The sequence below is a fragment of the Chryseobacterium pennae genome (genome assembly GCF_003385515.1).
Lineage (GTDB): Bacteria > Bacteroidota > Bacteroidia > Flavobacteriales > Weeksellaceae > Chryseobacterium > Chryseobacterium pennae.
Genome location: NZ_QNVT01000014.1, coordinates 73355 through 95185, shown reverse-complemented (window position 1 = coordinate 95185; position 21831 = coordinate 73355). Strand labels below are relative to the sequence as shown.

The 21831-nt window shown below is 35.2% G+C and carries 20 protein-coding genes and 4 tRNA genes; 14 read left to right on the top strand and 10 right to left on the bottom strand.

Translation table 11 applies throughout. The features are described from left to right. Positions 1-152 precede the first annotated feature (152 nt). Positions 153-2276 (bottom strand): TonB-dependent receptor domain-containing protein, encoded by a 2124-nt coding sequence (locus DRF65_RS15340; protein WP_115971634.1) that lies wholly within the window; start codon positions 2274-2276, stop codon positions 153-155. Positions 2277-2287: 11 nt separating this feature from the next. Further along, entirely contained in the window at positions 2288-3496 is a 1209-nt protein-coding gene (locus DRF65_RS15335) for a PepSY-associated TM helix domain-containing protein (RefSeq protein ID WP_115971633.1), read from the bottom strand. 467 nt (positions 3497-3963) lie between these two features. On the opposite strand from DRF65_RS15335, the gene DRF65_RS15330 reads away from it, so the two are divergent. Continuing rightward, complete coding sequence (locus DRF65_RS15330) at positions 3964-4545, top strand: hypothetical protein (RefSeq protein WP_115971632.1); 582 nt, start codon at positions 3964-3966, stop codon at positions 4543-4545. Between the two features lie 339 nt (positions 4546-4884). On the opposite strand, the gene DRF65_RS15325 is transcribed toward DRF65_RS15330, so the two are convergent. Continuing rightward, positions 4885-5331 carry a GNAT family N-acetyltransferase gene (locus tag DRF65_RS15325; protein WP_115971631.1) on the bottom strand — a complete coding sequence of 149 codons (447 nt, stop codon included), beginning with the start codon at positions 5329-5331 and terminating at the stop codon, positions 4885-4887. A gap of 196 nt (positions 5332-5527) precedes the next feature. Here DRF65_RS15325 and DRF65_RS15320 point away from each other — a divergent pair, with 196 nt between their 5' ends. The 5 genes from DRF65_RS15320 (at position 5528) to DRF65_RS15300 (ending at position 10461) form a co-directional block, all read left to right on the top strand. Beyond that, entirely contained in the window at positions 5528-6241 is a 714-nt protein-coding gene (locus DRF65_RS15320; RefSeq protein WP_115971679.1) for a 2OG-Fe(II) oxygenase, read from the top strand. A gap of 147 nt (positions 6242-6388) precedes the next feature. Beyond that, positions 6389-6646 (top strand): Ada metal-binding domain-containing protein, encoded by a 258-nt coding sequence (locus tag DRF65_RS15315; protein WP_115971630.1) that lies wholly within the window; start codon positions 6389-6391, stop codon positions 6644-6646. A gap of 47 nt (positions 6647-6693) precedes the next feature. Next, positions 6694-7500: a class I SAM-dependent methyltransferase gene (locus tag DRF65_RS15310; protein WP_115971629.1), complete on the top strand. Its 807-nt coding sequence runs from the start codon at positions 6694-6696 to the stop codon at positions 7498-7500. Positions 7501-8421: 921 nt separating this feature from the next. Beyond that, positions 8422-9441, top strand: coding sequence for a terpene synthase family protein (locus DRF65_RS15305; RefSeq protein WP_115971628.1), 1020 nt, complete (start codon positions 8422-8424; stop codon positions 9439-9441). Between the two features lie 39 nt (positions 9442-9480). Further along, positions 9481-10461, top strand: a complete 981-nt coding sequence (locus DRF65_RS15300) for a terpene synthase family protein (RefSeq protein ID WP_115971627.1) — start codon at positions 9481-9483, stop codon at positions 10459-10461. Between the two features lie 79 nt (positions 10462-10540). Here the strand turns inward: DRF65_RS15300 and DRF65_RS15295 are convergent. From DRF65_RS15295 to DRF65_RS15265, 7 genes are all read right to left on the bottom strand, one after another. Next, a tRNA-Met gene (locus DRF65_RS15295) sits at positions 10541-10613 on the bottom strand. A 39-nt stretch (positions 10614-10652) separates the two neighbouring features. Continuing rightward, positions 10653-10725 (bottom strand) — tRNA-Met (locus DRF65_RS15290). Between the two features lie 38 nt (positions 10726-10763). Beyond that, a tRNA-Met gene (locus DRF65_RS15285) sits at positions 10764-10836 on the bottom strand. Positions 10837-11128: 292 nt separating this feature from the next. Beyond that, entirely contained in the window at positions 11129-11881 is a 753-nt protein-coding gene (locus DRF65_RS15280; protein ID WP_115971626.1) for an RteC domain-containing protein, read from the bottom strand. A 28-nt stretch (positions 11882-11909) separates the two neighbouring features. Then, positions 11910-12122: a hypothetical protein gene (locus tag DRF65_RS15275; protein ID WP_115971625.1), complete on the bottom strand. Its 213-nt coding sequence runs from the start codon at positions 12120-12122 to the stop codon at positions 11910-11912. Then, positions 12112-12951 carry a class I SAM-dependent methyltransferase gene (locus tag DRF65_RS15270; protein ID WP_115971678.1) on the bottom strand — a complete coding sequence of 280 codons (840 nt, stop codon included), beginning with the start codon at positions 12949-12951 and terminating at the stop codon, positions 12112-12114. The genes DRF65_RS15275 and DRF65_RS15270 overlap by 11 nt, the downstream gene beginning before the upstream one ends. A gap of 618 nt (positions 12952-13569) precedes the next feature. After that, a tRNA-Met gene (locus tag DRF65_RS15265) sits at positions 13570-13642 on the bottom strand. A 101-nt stretch (positions 13643-13743) separates the two neighbouring features. Between DRF65_RS15265 and DRF65_RS15260 the strand changes: the two genes are divergently transcribed. The 8 genes from DRF65_RS15260 to DRF65_RS15225 all read left to right on the top strand — a co-directional run bounded on the left by DRF65_RS15260 (position 13744) and on the right by DRF65_RS15225 (position 21800). After that, positions 13744-14355, top strand: a complete 612-nt coding sequence (locus tag DRF65_RS15260) for an L-threonylcarbamoyladenylate synthase (protein WP_115971624.1) — start codon at positions 13744-13746, stop codon at positions 14353-14355. A gap of 102 nt (positions 14356-14457) precedes the next feature. Further along, on the top strand, positions 14458-15114 hold the full coding sequence (locus tag DRF65_RS15255) for a CPBP family intramembrane glutamic endopeptidase (RefSeq protein WP_165852238.1): 657 nt from the start codon (positions 14458-14460) through the stop codon (positions 15112-15114). A gap of 4 nt (positions 15115-15118) precedes the next feature. Further along, positions 15119-15877: a peroxide stress protein YaaA gene (yaaA, locus tag DRF65_RS15250; RefSeq protein ID WP_115971677.1), complete on the top strand. Its 759-nt coding sequence runs from the start codon at positions 15119-15121 to the stop codon at positions 15875-15877. Next, positions 15878-17722, top strand: coding sequence for a hypothetical protein (locus tag DRF65_RS15245; RefSeq protein ID WP_115971622.1), 1845 nt, complete (start codon positions 15878-15880; stop codon positions 17720-17722). 5 nt (positions 17723-17727) lie between these two features. After that, the gene (gene prmC / locus DRF65_RS15240) at positions 17728-18585 is read left to right on the top strand and encodes a peptide chain release factor N(5)-glutamine methyltransferase (protein WP_115971621.1); all 858 of its coding nucleotides are present in this window, start codon (positions 17728-17730) and stop codon (positions 18583-18585) included. Positions 18586-18626: 41 nt separating this feature from the next. After that, a complete protein-coding gene (locus DRF65_RS15235) occupies positions 18627-18986 on the top strand; it encodes a DUF4180 domain-containing protein (protein WP_115971620.1) in 360 nt (119 codons plus the stop codon). Between the two features lie 671 nt (positions 18987-19657). Continuing rightward, the gene (locus tag DRF65_RS15230) at positions 19658-20233 is read left to right on the top strand and encodes a hypothetical protein (RefSeq protein ID WP_115971619.1); all 576 of its coding nucleotides are present in this window, start codon (positions 19658-19660) and stop codon (positions 20231-20233) included. Between the two features lie 7 nt (positions 20234-20240). Further along, on the top strand, positions 20241-21800 hold the full coding sequence (locus DRF65_RS15225; protein ID WP_228438739.1) for an L-type lectin family protein: 1560 nt from the start codon (positions 20241-20243) through the stop codon (positions 21798-21800). Positions 21801-21831 lie beyond the last annotated feature (31 nt).

Sequence of the window (21831 nt, the reverse complement as noted above, 5' to 3'; positions counted from 1 at the left end):
GAAAATATAGATACTTAATTGATAAAAAAAGCTGTTCTCAATAATTTTGAGAACAGCTTTTTTAGTTTCTATTTCAAGTGCTGTGGGCAGTTAAAGAGATTGGTAGTTAAAGAGCCTTGTCAAGGTTTGAAACCTTGACAAGGCTCTGCATATTAAAGTTTGTAATTGAACGATAATGTTACTACCCGGCTATCCAGATTATATTTTTGTCGAATAGTAGAACTAAAGTTATCTCCTGTTACCCGGTAATTGTTTGTTTTTAATAAGTCAGTTACTGCAAGTTTTACGGTTGCTTTATCTTTCAATAATGTTTTTGAAACTCCTAATGTCAGATCAAAGTAAGCATCACGGATAAACAAGCCAATGTTTGATTTTGAGAAATACTGTGCATTAGCTTCTGCTTTCAATCCTTTTGCAATATTGAAACTGTTTTGTGCATTAACCGTAAATGCAAGCTGTGAACTGTTCACCGAATAATTCTGATAATTGCCTTTATACTCATTGTTGAATATATTAAACATGGAAGTAAGCGACCAGAAGCTGAAAAGCTTTGTAGTAGCCGTTATGTTGGCACCATACACATAAGATTTGTTCAGGTTGTCCTGGGTTTTAACCAGAATTCCGGTGTCCGGCTGATAATTATATACTTCTGTCATTACATCATTTGTTACACTAAAATAAGCAGATGCTATGATGTATTTTCCAAAGGTATAGCCCACTTCTGTTGCATGAGTAAACTCGGGATTCAGATTAGGATTTCCCTGCCAATAGTTGAACGGATCATCGTAGAAACGGAACGGATTCAGGTCGAAGTGGCTTGGTCTGTTGATTCTTTTACTGTATGAAGCATAGAATCCATGCTGATCATCCATCTGATATTTGATGGATGCACTGGGAAACAGGTTTGTATAATCTCTTTTCCGTTGTTCCTGAGACGTTTTCTGATTGATGTCTGTATGGGTCATTTCCGTTCTTAACCCCAGCTGGAAGGTCCACTTCGTAAGATTTAGTTTATAGTTGGCATACAGCGCATGAATCTGTTCTTTGTATACATATTCATTACTTGCTTTATCATCATTGATCCATTCTTCACCTTGTTGTATAAAATATTCCGAAGGATTCTTATTTGACTTTACCGTAGACTTCAGCCCTGTTTCCAGACTATGTTTTTCGTTAAAAGGAAGTGTAAAATCTACTTTAGCATTGAAAACCTTCAAACGGGAAGCAATACTCCCTCTCCTATTATTAAACTTCTCTGTCCCCTGATTCACTAATGCATCCGAAAGCTGATTCTGACGGGAAGAGAAACGCGAAGTTTCGTATTCCAGATCTACATCTACTTTATAGTCTTTTTCGTTGAAAATGTGTGTCCCTTTTAAATTATAGGTATAATCGTACCAGTTTTCTTTACTTTGGTTATCAGAAAACACATGAGCAAACAGATTATCCACAGGCTGAAATATCCTGTTTTCGCCCTTCGAGAAGTCTTCATACCTCCCTATTTTAGCATCGAATAAAGCACCAATACTTGTTTTATCACTGAAAGCATAGTCTGCTCCTACTTTAAAATTATTGGACGTTAAAGGCTCATTTGTTGTTGAGTTCTGATCCGTTCTTCTCGTCATCTGCTGTGGCTGCTTTTCATCAAAGAAAACCTGACTAAATTCCCGTCTTTCTTCCTCACCACGGAATGTGTAACTATAATCTCCGTGTAAAGACAGTTTCTTATGGGTATAGTTCAGACTTAATCCGGTATTTACTCTGTTTTTACGGCCTCTTCCGCCATTTATATAGTAGTTACCGCTAAGCCCTTCCAGTGAGCTCTTTTTAAGGACAATATTAATGATCCCTGCATTTCCGGCTGCATCATATTTGGAAGAAGGATTGGCAATAATTTCAATATTCTTTACCAGTGTAGAATTGGTAGAACGTAACAAATTGGCCAGCTCCTTAGTTGACAGTGAACTCAGCTTACCGTTAATCATTACACTTACCCCTTTCTTACCGCGTAAGGACAGCTCACCTTCCTGCGAAACCACTACCCCCGGTGTTTTGCCCAGTACTTCCAATACAGTAGTTCCATCGGATAGCACACTGTTTTCAACATTAAAAATCATTTTATCAGCTTTCTGCTGAAAAACCGCTTTGTTCCCTTTTACTACAATGCCACTAATCTCTGAAATTTTTTCCGTCTGCAGAGAGTCGTTCTGGCTTTCTGTTTGTCCGTAGCCATTCAGGCTCGCCATTAAAGGTAGCCATATATAGTGTTTCTTCATGAATAATGAGTTTAGGTTGTTGTTTTCTTTTTATTTTTCCTGCCCCACCAGATCATAAACCCGGTTACAGGCAATGAAGCACAGAATAAGCTCATGATAAAAGCTAATATTTTACCGGGCATTCCGAAGAAGGCTCCCACATGCAAATCATAGGTAGCATCTGTAGCCCTTTCAGCCATAACCTTGTCTTCATGTGGACGGTTAAATAACAGTTTTCCTGAATGTTCGTCAAAAATCATCATGGAAGACTCAGCATAAGTGAACTCCTTTTCCTTGATCCATATGCTCAGATTATCGTGTTTGTGATCTGCTTCTGTATGATCTTCCAGATCAACTCCAAAAGAATGAGCCGTTGGATAATGAATTTTTACCTGTTCTATAATTCTGTCTATGGTTGTTGCTGTTTCTACAGATTCCGGAGCTGTTGTTTTGTACTGACTGAAATCCGCTGTCGCTGAGGAAAAACCATTAAGCAATACATATACCCACATTTGAGTAATACGGAACGAATACATAATCCCTGTAACAGCAACAATAAGGGCCAAAAAGGAAACGTAAAAACCAAGGATATTGTGCATATCATAGTTCTTTCGTCGCCAGCCTTTTACTTTCTCCCATTGGAACCACAGGCGCTGTTTTCGCATTTTTTTATTCTTCGGCCACCATAAGACAATCCCGGTAATCAGCATTACTACAAAGATAATTGTAGATACTCCTACAATAGTACCACCAACTTTGTCACTCAACAGTAAAGAGCGGTGCAATGCCATACAGATAAAGAAAGGATTATTTTTTACATCATATATTGCAATGACCTTTCCGGTATATTGATTTACATAAACGTTTTTATAGACAATAATGCTGTTGAAATGATTCCAGCCTTCAGGATTACCTTTAATCAGTCCAAATTGATAGGAACGGGCAGGATCTACAGGAATGGTAACTTCATCTGCTTTTACAATTTCATTTTTTAATTGTGCATTAACCAGGTTTTTTAACTCTCGTAAAGGGATTGGCTTCTTATGCTGAATATCCTTCTCACCATGAAAGGTTTGTTCCTTACGCAATGCAGCAGTAATATCTTCATTAAAAACAAAAAATGCACCTGACAAAGAAACAATTAATACAATGATACCGGAAAGCAACCCGAGCCATAAATGAGCTTTCAGAATATATTTTTTAAAGGTACCCTTGGATTTTTTATTACCAGTCTGTTGCATTTTATAATTATTTAGTCTTATTAAAAATAATTAACCGCAAATATAATTTTATTTATAATAATTCTAAACAATAAAACACTTTATTTCGCCCTGAAAACCTGATTTTTATTAGTATTTATAATAATTGATGCTAAAACAGAATGGAAAACAGCCTCCAAAGATCAGAACATGTACAGTAAACAGTTAATTTATATTGGTTTAAATTACATCATTAAATATTTCTTCAATATTGAACCAGATTATAAGTTCTCATATAAACTTTAACAATTTAAAACGCGAACAACCGTAATGAACATGAAATTTATTTATTATTAAGAAATTTTATAAAAAAATAATCTCAATAAACCACTGAAAACCATCATTTATACAATAATGAACAAATTACATTGTAGAATTGTTAAATTTTATTAAAATGAATTTGTTAAAACCGGGAAATTATATTTATTTTAGTGCCTTAAAAATTTCTCATGAAAAGATATAATTTATTGATTGTACTACTGCTGCTGATTTTTAACGTTACTACAGCTCAAAAGAAAAAATCTCCTGCTGCTGATCTTAGCATACTAAAGGATACTAAATCTAAAATTGAAGCTACAGTTCCATTGGTCATTCAACATCTTCAGGCCATTGCGACAAAAGAAGGTGACAATAATATTGTGATCAACGGAAAAACAGCACTGGGAAAAGAGTATGGCATCTTAGAATCTGAATGGTTTTTATACAGAAACAATATGAAAAACTGTATCATGAACAATTCTTCCAAGAAAGCTAAAAAATGTATGGAATATCATACGCAATACCTTAGAAATACATTCATCAATTACGCCAACTATATTTTTAATCTTACCAGAAAGAACGGATATTTAGGAGTAGAAGGAGATACAAAATTCGATTTCAAACCAGCCGAGATTGCAACCAAACTTAACGAAGCTTATTTCAATGCTAATGATGCTGCTGGAAGAATGAAAGCTGACCAAAAGAGAGAATTTCTGGGAACAACTATGAGTGATGATAATAAACTTACTCCTTACACTCAGTTAGCTCAATAATAGAAATCATACCTTAATAATATCAAAAGAGAACTGTAAAACAGTTCTCTTTTTTTGTAGAGCAAAAAATCCCCGCCAAAAAGCAGTTTTGTGGTACTAATCATAAAACTTGGGGAAAAAGTAGAAATAAGGCGGAGATAATTTGCATAAGCTCTAATAGAATCAACTGTCCTACCCTTGACCTATAAGAGCTGTACAAAAATAGGGCTATGCACCCTACCCGTAAAAGAATAACTGTAGAATTAAATGTTGGTAATTGTAGAAATAATACTACTCAATATTCCGTATAAATAACTAATAACAGAAGGAATCATCATTTCATGCTTATGTTGTTTTAATCTATTTCCACCAGTAGTAGTAATTATGCAGTCCGTCATATTCAAATCCGCAACGGGGATACAGGATATTGCCAATTTCATTTGTTTTTTCGGTTTCAAGCATCAGTCCGCAGGCTCCTGTTTCCTCACACCATTGCTTACTGCGATCAATTAATGCCACAGAAAGCCCTTTTCCTCTATAATCAGGATGAACAAATAAGTCACTCAACAGCCATTGCTTTTGGAGTTTAGTATAATGGAATAATTTATAAAGCTGTACAAAACCTACAGCTTTACCGTCTGCCCAGGCAAGGAAAATATCAGACTCACTGTTCAGAAATCTTTCCTTAAGAAAAGCTTTCCCTTTTTCCAAATCTGATGCCTGTCTGTAAAAAATACGGTAAAGATTAAATAATTCGGCTGTTTCATTAAGGTCCTCAAGACTTGCTTTTTTAATTGTGTAATTCATTGTTATATGTATTTTATTAACATGGCAAAAGTATAGTTAAACAGGACTGTATTTACCATCCAGATTTAAGTTTGAAAGATAGTCCAGAAAGTTTAAAATAAGATTTTTAATACTATTATAATAAGCGAAATACCGCATGTTCCGGATTTTATACCTGACCTCAAGTTCAGATCTTTGTTCTGTAAAAACAAAAACAATGACAGATATACTTCAAAGAATTAAAGATATAGACTGGCAGTCTGTTACAGAATCGATGCATCAGAATGGGTATGCTGCTGTTCCCAATGTATTATCAGATGATGAATGCAATACACTGGCTTCCGGTTATGCTCAGACTGAACTATATCGTAAGACTGTTGTAATGGCCAGACACCGTTTTGGACTGGGTGAATATAAATATTTTAATTATCCATTGCCCGAATTAATTCAGAATTTACGCACCCATATCTATCCGCATCTCGCTCCTATTGCCAACACTTGGTTTAAAGCCTTGAATATCCTTACCTCTTTTCCAGTGGAGCACAAGGATTTTTTACAGCAATGCCATTCCAATGCCCAGCAAAAGGCTACTGTTTTGATTCTTAAATATGGTGAAGGTGGTTTTAATACTTTACATCAGGACTTATATGGTGATCTTTACTTTCCCATTCAGGTTGTATTAATGCTGAGCGAACCCGACCAGGATTTTACAGGGGGAGAATTTGTCCTAACCCAGCAAATTCCGAGAGCACAGTCTAAAGCTATTGTTTTAAAGCCTAAAAAAGGAGACATTCTTATTTTTACCACGAATTTCAAGCCTGAAAAAGGGACAAAAGGATATTACAGAGTTAATATGAAACATGGCGTGAGTGAAGTGAAAACGGGAAAACGTTATGCACTGGGGATTATTTTTCATGACGCGGAGAAGTGACCGGATAAAAAATGGGAAGATAGAGAAACTTTTAAACCACAAAGTAATAATTACCCTTAATTGTAAATGTATTAAAATAATAAAAAGATGTTTAATCCATGGCTTCAAGAACTACCCTCTTTAAACCTCTAACTTCCTTACTAAAATATGATACTACATTCCCAATTCTCTGCTTCTGAACTGAGAAGCAAAATCAGAAAACAGGAAATCCGTCTGGGTGGAAATAAAAAACTGAAAATCTACGGTTTGTTAAGTTGTGCTTCAGGAAAAAGAATGAAAAGAGAAAACAGAATTTTCTTTACGAATGAAGAGGAAGCCCTGCAAAATGGATTCCGGCCTTGTGGTCATTGCATGAAAGAAAAGTATCAACAATGGAAATACCAACAACTACATCATTTAAAATAAATATTTTGTGTAATTTAGGCTCTTCTCTTTTAATAAACTAATACAAAATGAACCCGGAGAATAATTATATAGAAATCAACAAAAATTCCTGGAATAACAGAACCGAAACCCATTTAAATTCTGAATTCTATGATCTTGACAGTTTTTTGAATGGAAAAAGCTCATTAAATGATATTGAACTTAACCTGTTAGGTGATCTGCAGGGAAAATCAATTCTACATTTACAATGCCATTTCGGACAGGATTCCATATCATTAAGCAGATTAGGTGCAGAAGTTACAGGAGTGGATCTATCGGATAAAGCAATTGAAAGCGCCCGGAAACTGGCAAATGATGTGCATACAAATACTACTTTTGTCTGTAGTGACATCTATGATCTGCCCAACCATTTGGATAAACAGTTTGACATTGTTTTTACCAGCTATGGAACCATTGGATGGTTACCGGACTTGGATCAATGGGCAAAAGTGATTACCCACTTTTTAAAACCTAACGGAAAATTTGTGTTTGTTGAGTTCCATCCTGTAGTCTGGATGTTTGATGATAACTTTGAAACGGTAGGGTACCGATATTTTAATTCCGGAGCAATTGTAGAAACGGAAAACGGAACGTATGCAGACAGAGAGGCAGATATTACCCAAACTTATGTGATGTGGAATCATGGATTAAGTGAAGTCATGAACAGTCTGATCAAAAACGGGCTTGAGATCAACAGCCTTGATGAATTTGACTATTCCCCTTACAATTGTTTCAATAAAACAGTTGAATTTGAACCTAAAAAGTATAGGATAGAACATTTGGAAGATAAAATCCCTATGGTTTATTCGGTAGTGGCTACAAAGAAAAGTCATTAATATCTTCTGATTTTTAGAGTCCTCTAAAGATCTCATCAGAATTTTTAGAGCCGGAAACAAATGCCACGGATTCACGAATAACATCATTATCGTATTCGTGGCAATTATAAAATGTCAAAAATGGAGTTCATCTCTTTAAAAAAATCTGTGTAGTCAACAAAATCTACGAGCTTTTAAAGTCTGAAAATGCAAAAAGCCCAAAAGCCTTATTACACTCATTTTTTTTAAAGCACAGAAGAATCCAAGATTCTCCACAGGAAAACATAGTTACAATTATCTTTTCATTACAATATTCTATACCACTATTCGGTTAAACTACTTATTTTTATTCATAACAGATATAATTTTTAGCATAAATAGAATTATTCGTGCATTCGTAGCAGCTAAATATTCTTCCGGATATCTGCATAATCTACGAGAATATCTCCGATAAAATCATCGTGGCCTACAAGCAGTGGCTATTCAAAGAATTCTTAGCATCCTATCATTTTCCAAGATCGTTCAAAATGGTACTAGTCAATAATAAAGTATAAAACCGTTCATAAGTTTCATAATTTAAATAAAGTTTAGAATTATATAAATAACTAACATTCTATGATTTACCACATTACACATAAGCAAAAAGGGTAAAAAAAGGGTAAAAAAAATTCTTCATAAGTGGAAATAAGCCTAAAAAAGTAAAAATATACTCCTCTTTTTACTTCGTGAACTTATCCAGTTTAATTGAGATCAAAAGTGAAATAAAAAAAATATATTCTGTATTGAAGAGCATTTTAAATTATTTCACAATATAGTTATATATGAAATAAATAAAACAATATTAATCATATAATCATTTATTATTGAATAATTTAAAATAATATACTTGTTTTTGAAAAAAAATAATACATTTACTTCAACACCAAATCAAAAACATTAGTCATGAACCATGAAAATTTCAGCACACTTGAGCTTCTTCGTAAGCAGTTTAAGTACCCATTCCCTACATTAAAAAACCCTAACGCAGAACAACTGCAAGAGATTACTGAGAGCCAATGGATCGATGGAGAATACTTATGGCTTTATGCGCAGAATCCTGATCTCCGCAAAAAGTACAAAAATACTAAAACCGCCCATATTGCCGCTCAATGGTTTCCAACTGCATCACCTGAAAGATTCAAACCGATCTGCAGGTTAATGCTATGGACGCTATACAATGACGATCTTTATGAGGAGAGCGATCCCAATGAAATAGGATATGTACATGCTCAATCAGTTGCCATATTAAATGGTGAGATAACCGCCGAAGAATCAGGAATACCTTTAGGAGCTATGCTTGCTTCCCTTAGAGAAGAATTACTGCAGTTTATTCCAAAAGAATCGCTCTCTCGTTTTACACAAATGATCAGCAGATATTTTAATGGACTTGAAACCGAGCTTAAGTACAAAAAAAGTAAAATGTATCCCTCTGTGAAAGAGTGTATTACTTTACGAGAAGACTCTATATGCCTCTACCCTTTCCTACAGCTGACAGAAGTGGAAACCGGTGTTGTTCTTCCTCCTGAAATACATGAACATCCGGTGATTCAGCGTCTACAGGCATTAGCCTGTCATTTGGTTACTTTTTTCAATGAAGTACAATCCGTAATAAAAGATGAAGCCACAGACAGCATCTATTACAATATTGTAAAAGTAATTCAACACCAAAACCGGATGTCCCTGAAAGAAGCCTGTCTTGAAGACCTTCGCCTCCACAATGAAGACTTAAAAGAATTTTTAGAACTGCAAGCTTCTCTTCCGGATTTCGGGATATGGCATGATGCGGTTGTCAATTGGGTACATTATATGAGTATGGTCCTTAGCGGATGGAAGAATATTTCTACCAAGCTGGATCGTTATAACCAGGCTGAATTTCCAAGTGCTGTTGAATTAAAAGAAAAGCTCAACCAAAAACAATCTTAATAAAAAAGAATACATAATCACTCATTAAATATTTAAATCATGAAACAAGAAGATGTTCCCGTTTTACAATACCCTTGGCCATATGAAATTGGCCCTTTCTCACAATCATTTTATGAAGAACAGAACAACTGGATCGATGCTGATTATCAGTTTATGTCCGAAGCCACTAGAAAAAAATACAAAAAACATGGTTTGGTAGAAGCAGCATCCTATATGTTTCCAGCTGCCAGCACTAAGGAACAACTTAAACCCATAGCAAGATTTATGGTATGGCTTACATTATATGATGATTATTATGAAGTGTGCCCAGTTAATAAGCTTTCTGACATCAGAAATCATATTATGGACATCATGATGGGCGCAAAACCTAAAGCAGATGATATTGGACTTATGAGACAAGTAGCCTTAAGCAGACAAGAATTTCTTCCTTATGCTAATGACGATTGGTTCGAACGTTGGACAAAAAATTTTTATGATTATACAACCTATGGAATTATGGAAGAAACACCATATAAGCTAAAAAAGGAATTCCCTACTTTAAACAACCTTTTGCTTATCCGTGAATACTCAATTTCAATGTATCCTTATGGAGACCCGGTTGAGCCCTCTATGCATTATATTGTTCCAAACTCTATATCTGAACATCCAGTAATCAAGCGATTGAAAATGTTGATGTGTCGTATCATGGCCATTCAGAATGATTTCGCTTCAATAGAAAAAGAATTGGCAGTAGATACAGAAGTTCTCAATATTATACTTGTCATAAAAAATCAATACAAAGTTTCAACAGAAGAAGCTATTACTGAAGCTATACATATCCATGATTCATATATAAATGAGTTTGTAGAATTACAAAACAACTTACCTGATTTTGGTATGGAACAAAAAAATATAGAACGTTTTGTGCATTATATGGCCTTAATGATCTCCGGACTAGGTGCATGGTACCACAAGGGAAGCTCTACCCGATACAAAACTCCCGGTGAATTTCCAAAACCTGAATATGGAATTTCAATGTAATCATATCTGAAATATAATTCAAATAAATTTCATCAATAAAAAAGCGATGCAACTTTTTGTTGCATCGCTTTTGGTTTAGTAGCGGGAACCGGACTCGAACCGATGACCTTCGGGTTATGAGCCCGACGAGCTACCTACTGCTCCATCCCGCGGTGTATTTTTAGAGTGCTTACCGAAAGCACTTAACTTAGTAGCGGGAACCGGACTCGAACCGATGACCTTCGGGTTATGAGCCCGACGAGCTACCTACTGCTCCATCCCGCGGTGTATTTTTAGAGTGTTTACCGAAAACACTTGCTTAGTAGCGGGAACCGGACTCGAACCGATGACCTTCGGGTTATGAGCCCGACGAGCTACCTACTGCTCCATCCCGCGATATTGGATTGCAAATGTACGACTTTTTTCGTAAACTAAAAATATTCACCCTCTTTTCGTCTCTAAATCCTTTTAGTAGCCGGATAATCAGTGAGAAAAATTTTGTCTGAAACCAGCCTTTTCTCTTTATACTTTCCCTATTTTAGACTTTAAGACTCATTCTTCTATCATTAAATCTATCACATAATCATTACAAAATATTCATTAACTTAGATAAAACTATTTCGAGATGATCAGATTTGAACAATTATGGAAACACCATCCTGGTAACGGAGTCTTTCCTTGTGATAAGTCAAAGCCCACAAACCAATGTGCTATCCTGGAATAATTTTTCTAAAGTCAGACTGATTTTGCGTATTCCTAATTTACCGTAGGAAATAGAACCATTCGCATAAAGCGCATAAATCAGTTCTATCAAGGCATTTTTGGTGTCCGTCCAAAGAATACTATTAGGCGGAATATATTTTGTAGAAAGACAACCTGCGACTTCATCATCACTGATTTTTTGGAGTATGTAGGTATAAAGTAGCTCATTTGCTATTATCCGAACCACTTTGTTATCATAATAGGTTGAAAAGAGCGGGTCAATTTCAAAGACGAAACTATTCAGTCCATCGTGGATATTGATGTTGCCCAAACTAAAGTAAGTTTCATCACGGTCGGTTCTTCCCGAACGGTAATATCGGTAAAAATCTGAATTGTAAATATGCTCCCTATATTCCTGTTTTAATTCCTGTAACTGTTCTGAAAAATAACTCGCATACATTTTCCCTCCGTCAAAAGGACAAACGGTCTGTATGCGAAATATCTTATTGTGGTAAATAAGTTTAGAAAGGATGTATGGCTTAATGTTACGAAAGAAATTGATTTCGTCCCAATGGTTTTTAAAGCCCTGCTTGGTAATATCCTCTCTTATCGACCACAAGTACTCTTTCAGATAAATCGTCACCTGATATGCTTCATCAATCTCATTGGGGGAAGTGAGCGAAATAACTTTTTCTTTTCGCCGTATCTCCGAGATGATATGGTTTAATGAAAATGCCATTCCAGTTAATTTGTTATTTACTATGCCGTCACTTGCTATTATTTCTTCTCTTCGCCCTTTTCGTCGGACTGTAATTACAGCCTCTGTTTTCTGTATATTCAATTTTATATTCAGACAGAAGCTGTGCAATTATTTCGTTGGTTTCATTTTCGTTCAACCCTATTTTTTCTCCGAGGTCAATTTCGTTCAGTTGACCGTCATTGTCTATTAGTGCTTTGTAATATTTATCTTTATTTTCCATAATTATATCTTTTTTGTACAGCTATCATCATATGGGGACTGAACGGTAGAAGGTGGCTGTCATTTTCAGTAATTTGGATAAGCTCCATCAATGTTTTCCGCCTTTTGCAGTTCAGCATATTGGCAAAAAAGTCTTTATCCAACCACGCCATACCCTCAACCGCATACGTATTTAGATAGGTTAATTCTTGATTTATAAATTCATCCTTTAACTGTTCGGGCTTATGATAAAATGCTTCGGCTAAAAGCCAAGGGAAATCATCGGGCGGATTATGTTTGCCAATTGTTAGTTCTTCTTTACACATTTCAAAAAATGACTTTTTGTGAATTAAGCCATTTAAAAGACCTACCAAAGTTGATGCAGTATAATTAATAGCAAAGCCCAATATAATCCCGTTGTTTTTCAAAACTCGTTTGGCTTCACAAATGGTTAAATCCCTGTCTTCTTTCTCTTGAAGGTGATAAAGAGGACCGTGTAGTATGATAAGGTCTGCATAATTATTTGAGAATTCTAATCTTCGAGATTCTCCTATGTGTACAGAAAATTTGTTTTTCAATTTATTAGCTCTCTTTCGGGCTATTTTTATATGTTTTGAAACTGGCTCTACCAAATGAACCTTATGTCCTTTCTTTGCAAGCCATTCCGAATACTTTCCTGTACCACCACCGATATCAATTATTGTTAAAGGTGAAGAGAATATGTATTTTTCTATAAGTGATTTGATTCTTTCAAACTCGAATACTCCCATTCCCTTATCAAGTCGGGTTTCTTCGGATGCTCTATCGTAGAATATCTCTATTTTTCTACTTATTAACTGTTTACTATTCATTATATTCCTTGTATTATCATCATTTGTAAATGCTGAATACATCGCAAAATGACAAGCCAATCGATTTGATAATCAATTAATTGTTTGTTTATGATTTAATAAAATAAGTGGGTACAATTATCCGTGCATTGAAAATCAAAAGATTTCACGCATCAATTACTCTTTTTCGAGTTCGTCTTTTTTGGTTAAGACGTAGATAATATGTTAGATATAGTATAACAGACTACAAAAATAGAAATTTTTTACAACTTATTCCTTTTTTTACATAGAAATTCTCTGATGCTCTTTGGTCTTGACGAACAGTAAAAATGACATTTACAACCTCCTGCCTTTATTCTTTTTCTTCTTCATTCGGTTCTTTAGTCAGAAAGCCGAAGTTGCCAACGATATTTTTGAAGAGGAGTTGTTTCAGTTTGAATTAGACGGTGGTATAAAGAACGTCCTAAAAAACTGCTGTTGAATAACTACAAAAATTTTGCGTAGAATTGGAGTTTGACAGAAAAACTTATCGAACCACCCGAATGAATGCAATCGCAAACTATATCTTTCAGATAACCAACGGATTGCCATAAAAAAAGAACAGGAAAATCGATAGTAATAATCAATTTTCCTGTTTAGTAGCGGGAACCGGACTCGAACCGATGACCTTCGGGTTATGAGCCCGACGAGCTACCTACTGCTCCATCCCGCGATATTAGATTGCAAAGGTACGAATATTTTTAAAAAATCCTAATTTTTCTTTTAAATAAAGGACTTTTATGAAAACTATTTTATTATTTGTATCTTTGTTTTATGGCAAAGATATTAAAAATTTATCCCGACAATCCACAGGAAAACCTTGTGAATGAAGTCATTAAAACATTAAATAATGGCGGATTGATTATCTATCCTTCAGATACGATTTATGCGCTTGGCTGTAATATTTTTGATATAAAAGCCATGGAAAAGTTAGCCCAACTGAAAAAATTGAAACTTGAAAAGTCAAAATTCTCAATCATCTGTAATGATCTGAGTCATCTTTCCGATTTTACAAGACCTATTGACACTTCGGTTTTCAGGTTTCTGAAAAGTCACCTTCCGGGACCATTTACTTTTATTCTTGAAGCTAACAAAAGTTTACCTTTAGCCTATAAAGGCCACAAAACAATCGGCATCCGTGTTCCGGACCATCCGATTCCACAGCTTATTGTTGAAAAACTGGGACACCCTATTGCTTCCACCTCCATCAAAGATGATGATGAGATTATTGAATATTCTACAGATCCTGAGCTGATCGCTGAAAAATATGATCATCTGGTGGATATTGTTATTGATTCAGGGTATGGAGATAATGTTGCTTCAACTATTGTAGACCTTACTTCCGGGGAACCTGAAATTATCCGTCAGGGGAAAGGAATCATTTAGTTCGAGATTTTTGACGTTTAAGATTCTGATTTAGTATAAGAGCAGTTGATAGGTTGTATGGGGCTTAATGGAAAATATTCTGTAGGAATTCTGCTCACATTTATGCTTCTAGGCATAGTGATGCTGTATGTTTTTCCTGTTATCAGTATGGTTACAGGAGTAAGAAGCATTACGGGAGATACTTTTTTTATCAGCAGGCTCGCTATCTGGGCCGTTTTCCTAATTATACTTCTGTACAGTCATTATATTGAGAAAGAGTCTTTTTTAGTTCAGAAAGAGAAGAAATATTCCGTTTCGTTCGGTATAAAAGCTGTAATCTGCTTATATCTGTTCTGTGTTTTTGGAGGAGCTGTGATCAATCTGTTGATCCAGAACTTCATCCATAAAGAAGAGAGCAGTAAAATTCTGCAATTCGCTTCAATTTTTAAGAATAATTATTTTTTAATTATTTTTACATGCTTTACAGCAGGTACTGTTGAAGAGCTTCTGATGCGAGGCTATATACAACCCAGGATTGAGAAAATATATAATAGTCCATATGCCGGAATTTTAGTTTCTGCTGCTTTATTCGGAATTCTGCACAGCACTTACGGAACCATTGGTCAGGTTGTAATACCTTTCTTTATTGGGATTATTTTTGCTTTGTTTTATAAAAAATATTCAAATATTAAAATTCTGATTGCCTGTCATTTTATGATCGATCTGATCTCACTGATGGCCATGAATTTTATTGATTTTAAACATTTATCTGTATTTTAACATTATGAAAATTGTAACATCACCTGCCAAATTAATGAACGTAGAAAATTCAACGGACCTGTTGAAATCCACGACTCCTAAATTCATTGAAGACGCAGCTTTTATACAAACTTATTTAAAAGAAAAATCACCAAAATATCTTTCCGAACTCATGGAAATCTCGCCAAAACTGGCTGATGAAAACTGGGAAAGAAATCAAAAATGGAAGTCTAAACCTACTGCTAAAGAGTCTGCCCCTGCCATGTTTGCCTTTACCGGTGAAGTATACAGAGGCTTGGATGCTAAAACCCTCGACAAAGATGCAGTAGACTATCTGCAGAAAAATTACAGAATGCTTTCCGGGCTTTATGGCCTTTTGAAGCCTTCTGATAAGGTAATGCTGTACAGGCTTGAAATGGGACGTCATTTTGAATTCGACCAGTACAAAAACCTGTATGAATTCTGGAGAGAAAAGGTCACGGAACAGCTGAATACTGAAATGAAAAAAGGTGAAATTCTGCTTCATCTGGCCAGTAATGAATACGGAAAAGTAATCGACAGAAAAAAACTGAACCATCAAGTGGTTGATTTTGATTTTTATGAACTAAAAGATGGTAAACTGAAAACCATTGTAGTGTATACAAAACATGCAAGAGGTCTTGTAGTAAGATTCTGTGCAGAAACCAAGGCTCAGACCCTTGATGATGTAAAAGCTTTCAACTATGAAGGATACAGAATTAACGAAGAGAAATCTACCGATACCAAACTGGTCTTCACTAGATAAATGAACACTGCAGAGATCCGAAATATAGCTGTTCCAAAGGTTCTGAAACTTGTTTTCTCAATAAGTTTCATGGTCAGCTGTGCCCAGGAAAAAAAGGCATCCATAAATGGATCTCTTGACAATCACACTTTTAACAGTGCGTATAGTGATTCGGTAAACTTTGCAACCACAAATATTTTTTCTGTTATAAAGTTTAAAAAGGCTGAACAAAAAAACAGCAGTTCCATCAATCGTGACGGACTTTATTACAATCAGGAATCCTATACAGAGTATCTCCAGGATGGCCGGAAACTGTATCAAAAATATAATTACGATACGAATGCTGTTGTAGAAAAATTTCATTATAAAAATAACCTTCTCGTTCTTAAAGAATCTGTTGAGAATAAAAACAGATCCCGATATAACTGGCTTTTTTACAATAAAGAGAATAACCTTCAGGAAGAAATTGAGTATAAAAAAGATGACAGCCAATCGTTTATTTATGAAGGATATACACAGTACAGCTATTCTTCAGAAGCAAAAAAAACAACGGTTAAAATCCTTGATTACGGTTATGATTCTATAGCAGATCCCGAAAAGGAATATATTTTTGAATTTCCTTTTCTCACCAAAAAAACACCTTTGTACCAGTCTAAAATTCATCGTTATCAATGGATGAACGGAACCTATAAGCCTATTGACACTAAAGATTATATCATTGAAAACCGGGATGTAATTTTCCGCTATGATAAAAACGGCTATCTGCTTTCAGAAACATGGTTTGCCAATCATCATTCTCTGGAAAATAAGACGGAATATTATTATTCTAAAGATTATCTGGAGCGTACTGAACAGCAATATCATATGCTTGGAACAGAAAAGTCGACAAAGACCACCCGAAGATATGATGATCACAATAATCTTGTTTTTGAGCAGAGTACAGAATATACGGGACATCTTCAGTATGCAGAATCTTTCGAATATGTTTATGATGAACAGGGAAACTGGATCTCAAAAAAACATTACAGGCAAGATCCTGATGAAGGTGCCAACAGTAAAAAGAAACTTATTGATTATGAATATCATGAAATAAAATATTATGACCCGAATTCTGAACCAAAAAGTTTTTCACTCCCTGAATTTCCGAAAGCTGCGGAGGATATCAGAATCAAAATTCCAAAGATATCCAACGAAAAACAGAGTCAGATAAATGCCTTTCAAGAGGCTGTGAAAAGTGGAAATTTCGATACTGAAATTACCCTGAAAAAAGCAAAAACCCTTGAAGAATTTACTCCAAAATTCTGGAATTTAAAAGACCAGAATTTTGGAAATTTAGATAACAGCCCTGAAGATGAAGCGGTTTGTGTTTATGAAACCCCAATAGAAGGAGATCTAGGCTTCGCTCAAAGTCTTGCTATTTATAAAAAAGAGGGAGAAAACTGGGTATTATGGCATCAGTCAACCAACCCTATTCTTTCTACTGAGCACGGCGGAATGATGGGAAATCCTTATGAAGGTATCAGTATTAAAAATAAAACTATTATCGTTAATCATTTTGGGGGAAGCCGGCAGAAATGGCATTACACCCATAGATACAGATTCCAAAACAATGCCTGGTACCTGATCGGAGCTTCTGTTAATTTCGGTTCACCATGTGATTATTTCCAGTCGTTGGATTATAATATATCTACAGGGGATGCAATATTTGATTATTATTCTGAAACCTGCAGTAAAAACAATGCGGTACAAACCAAAAGCTGGAAAGAAAAAATCAATAAAAAAATACCTTCTCCTTTAATGGATGAATTTCAGGTAGGCGAGAATAGAATTGAATTAAAAAGTAAGAAAACAGAAATGTTTTATTAAATACCATGACATTAGCAGAACTTAAAAAAAGTTTTTCAACACATCTTTCAGAAACTTATACAGAATCGGAAAATGCATTTATCTTTCAGATTTTTGCAGAACATCTCTTAGGATTAAATGCAATTCAGCAACGCCAGTCAGCAGATCAGGAAATATCTTCAGAGAATGAAGAAAAATTAGGTCATATTATTTCAGAATTAAAAACAGGAAAGCCTTATTTGCAGATTTTAGGGGAAACGGAATTTTACGGAATGAAATTCTTTGTAGATGAAAATGTACTGATTCCCCGCCCGGAAACAGAAGAATTGCTTGAAATAGCAATACGGGAGATTAAAAAGTATCAAAACTTACCATCTGCAGCCCATGTTGTAAAGATTCTGGATATCGGAACCGGAAGCGGCATAATTCCTTTGGTTTTAAAAAAGCATTTCCCTGAAACTGAAGTATCTTCAATGGATTTTTCTGAAAAAGCCCTGGAAACAGCAAAGCGGAATGCAGCCTATCATCAGCTGAATGTTACATTCATTCATGCGGATTATCTGAATATTCAGCTGACTGAAGAATATGATATTATAATCTCAAACCCGCCCTATATAGGTATTGAAGAAGAAACTGAGATTGCTGATTCGGTGAAAGGTTTTGAACCTGTAATGGCCCTATTCTCTCCCACTTCTGATGCCCTGATCTTTTACAGAAAGATTGCTGAAGATGCAAAAGAGCATCTGAAAAATAATGGTCTCCTGTTTCTGGAGATCAATCAAAAGCTGGGACCTGAAACCCTGGAATTATATAAAGACTTCTCTGATGCACAGTTATTAAAAGACTTATCAGAAAATGACAGGTTCATTTATGGAAGAAAATAGTAATTTTATACCATAAAATATAACCATACATCACAGAAATCATGGTCATCAAGCCACACAATATCGGAAACATCCAAATTGCAGAAGTAACTTCAGACCAGATAATCATTCAGTCTGCAGAAGACGGATTGGATCTTATGGGAAACATTTACTATCAGGGATTTGATAAAGTAATTATTTACGAAAAGGACATCACTCCCGATTTTTTTGACCTGAAAACCAAAATTGCAGGAGAAATTCTACAAAAATTCTCGAATTACCGGATCGCATTGGCTATTGTTGGGGATTTTAGTAAGTATGAAAGCAAAAGTCTGCAAGATTTTATCTTTGAAAGTAATAAGACCCGGCACATCAACTTTGTTTCAAAACTTGAAGAAGCTTTTGAACATTTTTCAAAATAACAAAAATTAGGAAAAACACTTATTAATAGGAATAAAAAGCTCTTATTTTCGCCGAAAACCCTATTAAACAATTAATTGAGTAATAACACTTCTACTATACTATAAGATTCCCTGTAAGACTACTTACGGGGTTTGTTTTTCACCCCATCCATTGAAAACCAATCAATTCCCTAAACCAAGCTGTACAAAAATAATCTATAAAAATTGTTTTATGTATAAAATTAATAACTAAAAATTAAATTTTAATTTAAAAATTAAACAAAATAAAATTTAATCACCATAAAATAGGCAAATAAAATGAATTATTTATATATTTGCACTAAACACAAAAGGATTATGAATTATACTTTTTTAGTAGCCATTAAACATATCACGGCTATTTAACTCATCTTATTTTTGAATTCTCTTTGCAGAATAAAAAATCATCCTCAGCTATGAGGTATGTATTTATTATGTCTGTTATTGATCTTATTGGAAGAAGTTTCCATATACAGGTTTATTCAATGAAGTATCAATCCAACAGGATTGTGATACATATTTTTCTGCTATAGCCGAAACTATCTAAAAAGTCTAATACCATTGTCTTTTACAAAAACACAACCATAAAAACACATTTAAAGAGAGTATTAACACTAAAAACAAACAAATTAACGTATCATAAATACACTTACATGAAAAATTATTTCGTATCAATTATTTTATTTTTAATGAGTTCATTTGCTTATGCACAGATTGGGATTAACACACCCGATCCGGATGCAAGCGCAGCCTTAGATGTTTACAGTCAAAATAAAGGAATGCTGATTCCAAGGCTTACGACAGCTAAAAGGGATGCAATCCCCAATCCTGCCAATTCTCTTCTTATCTATGACACTGATAAAAAGTGTTTAAGTCAAAATATCGGAACTCCTTCCAGCCCAGATTGGCTATGCATCAGTGGGAACGCTGTAAAAATGTTTTATATGCCTAGCGTATCTTTTGATACTTCTCAAAATGCTACTGCTCAAACCAAAGATTTATATACCTTATATAAGAATCAATTTGGTACTCCAAAAGCAAAAAGCACAAGTGCTCCTGCTTCTATTCCATTCTTCCCGTCAAGTAAAGATCTTTATTATTATGTAACGGATGCTGACCCTAATGTATTCAGAAATATTTCTATTTCTGATTCCGGAGTTATGACATATGATGTGAGAGCTGCGGCTACAGACTGTTCATTTATTAATATTGTTTTTGTTGTAAAATAATGGAGTTATGAACAGAAATAATTTAATCTTACATTTTCAAAAAATTCTGTTTATTGCGTCCTTGTTTATTTTTTCACAACACATTACAGCTCAAAATCAACAAGGCACAGGCTATCCTTATTTTGTTAATTTCACCCAGGGGCTACAACCTCAGGAAGCCTATAAGGTAGCAACAAGCGGAGTTCAAAATGATGCAACTTTTACTACGGAAGGGCTAAGGCTAACCCGGAATGTGAATAATATATCCGGTGGCGTTATCCTTGCGGACAAAAAATTTACCAGTGATCAGGGAATTAAATTCGAATTTGAATATGTTATCTATGGTGGAAATTCCAACGGAGGTGACGGAATCTCCATATTTTTGGTAGATGGATCCATTCCCAAAGATCAGCTTAATCTCGGCTATTTTGGTGGAGGATTAGGCTATACTTTTGTGATGAGAAATCCAAGACAAGGAGGAAATCTGGAAGGTTTGAGAGGCGCATATCTGGGAATCGGTCTCGATGAATTCGGAAACTTTAAAACCAGATTTAGTCAAGGGGACAGAACCAGAAACGGACTTACCGATGTATCTATAGCTGATGCCCGGAATAATGTAACTTTAAGAGGCAAACGCGGGAATCAGTATCTTTCATCTTCTGAACCTGCCGGATACAATGGCTATCCGCTGCTTTACAGTACGGCAACCAATGCTTCTCCTTCAAGCAGCAACCGTTCAGTATCCCTAAATACTCAGACCGGAAAGCATATTGCTATTAAAAACTCAACTTTTAGCCAGTTTACTATGGAAAACGGGGGGAATTCAATTCCCCAGAATGATTCTGACGCCAGATTCCGTAAGGTATATGTCACTCTAGTTCCTAATCCTGCAGGAGGCTATAATATTACGTTAGAGATTCAGCATGGCAACGTCAAGGAAAAGGTTATTGACAGCTATTATTATCCTACATCTTTAAAATATACAGAGAATGCGATGCAAAACAATCAGGTAAGAACGCTGGATACTTCACCTCCTTCCACTTTCAGAATTGGATTTGCGGCTTCCACCGGTGATGCCAAAAATATACATTTGCTGAAAAATCTGGGAGTTACCAAGCCTTATGCCGCTGAAGTTACCGATGATCTGTTTGCAGGATGTCCGGGAATAAAATCTACCTACTCTCCCCTGCTGAATGATGCAGCTTATACTTCAAGAACCGGTCAAAATCCACCTGTTGCTTCTTATGATAATATTGACTTCAATTCATTCCGGTTTTTAGATATCAATGGTACCGTTATTCCTAATATAACCGGAGGTATCTATACCAATAGCGAAGGAACATGGACCTATTATCCGGCAACCGGAAAATTAGCATTTAAACCGGCTAACGGATTTACCGGAGTAGCCAAAATAAGATATGACATCAAAGGCGGCGGAAGGAATGGCTCTGAAGTCCCTTATAATCAGGAAGACTATCGATCCATGCCAGGATTAATACAAGTTAATATTTCCAATACTAACAATTGTAGTAAAGCTTGTGTGATTTCCAATAAGAATGTCACTCAAAAAATACAAATCAATCCATAGCAGACAACACCCTAAAATTTAAAAACCGACT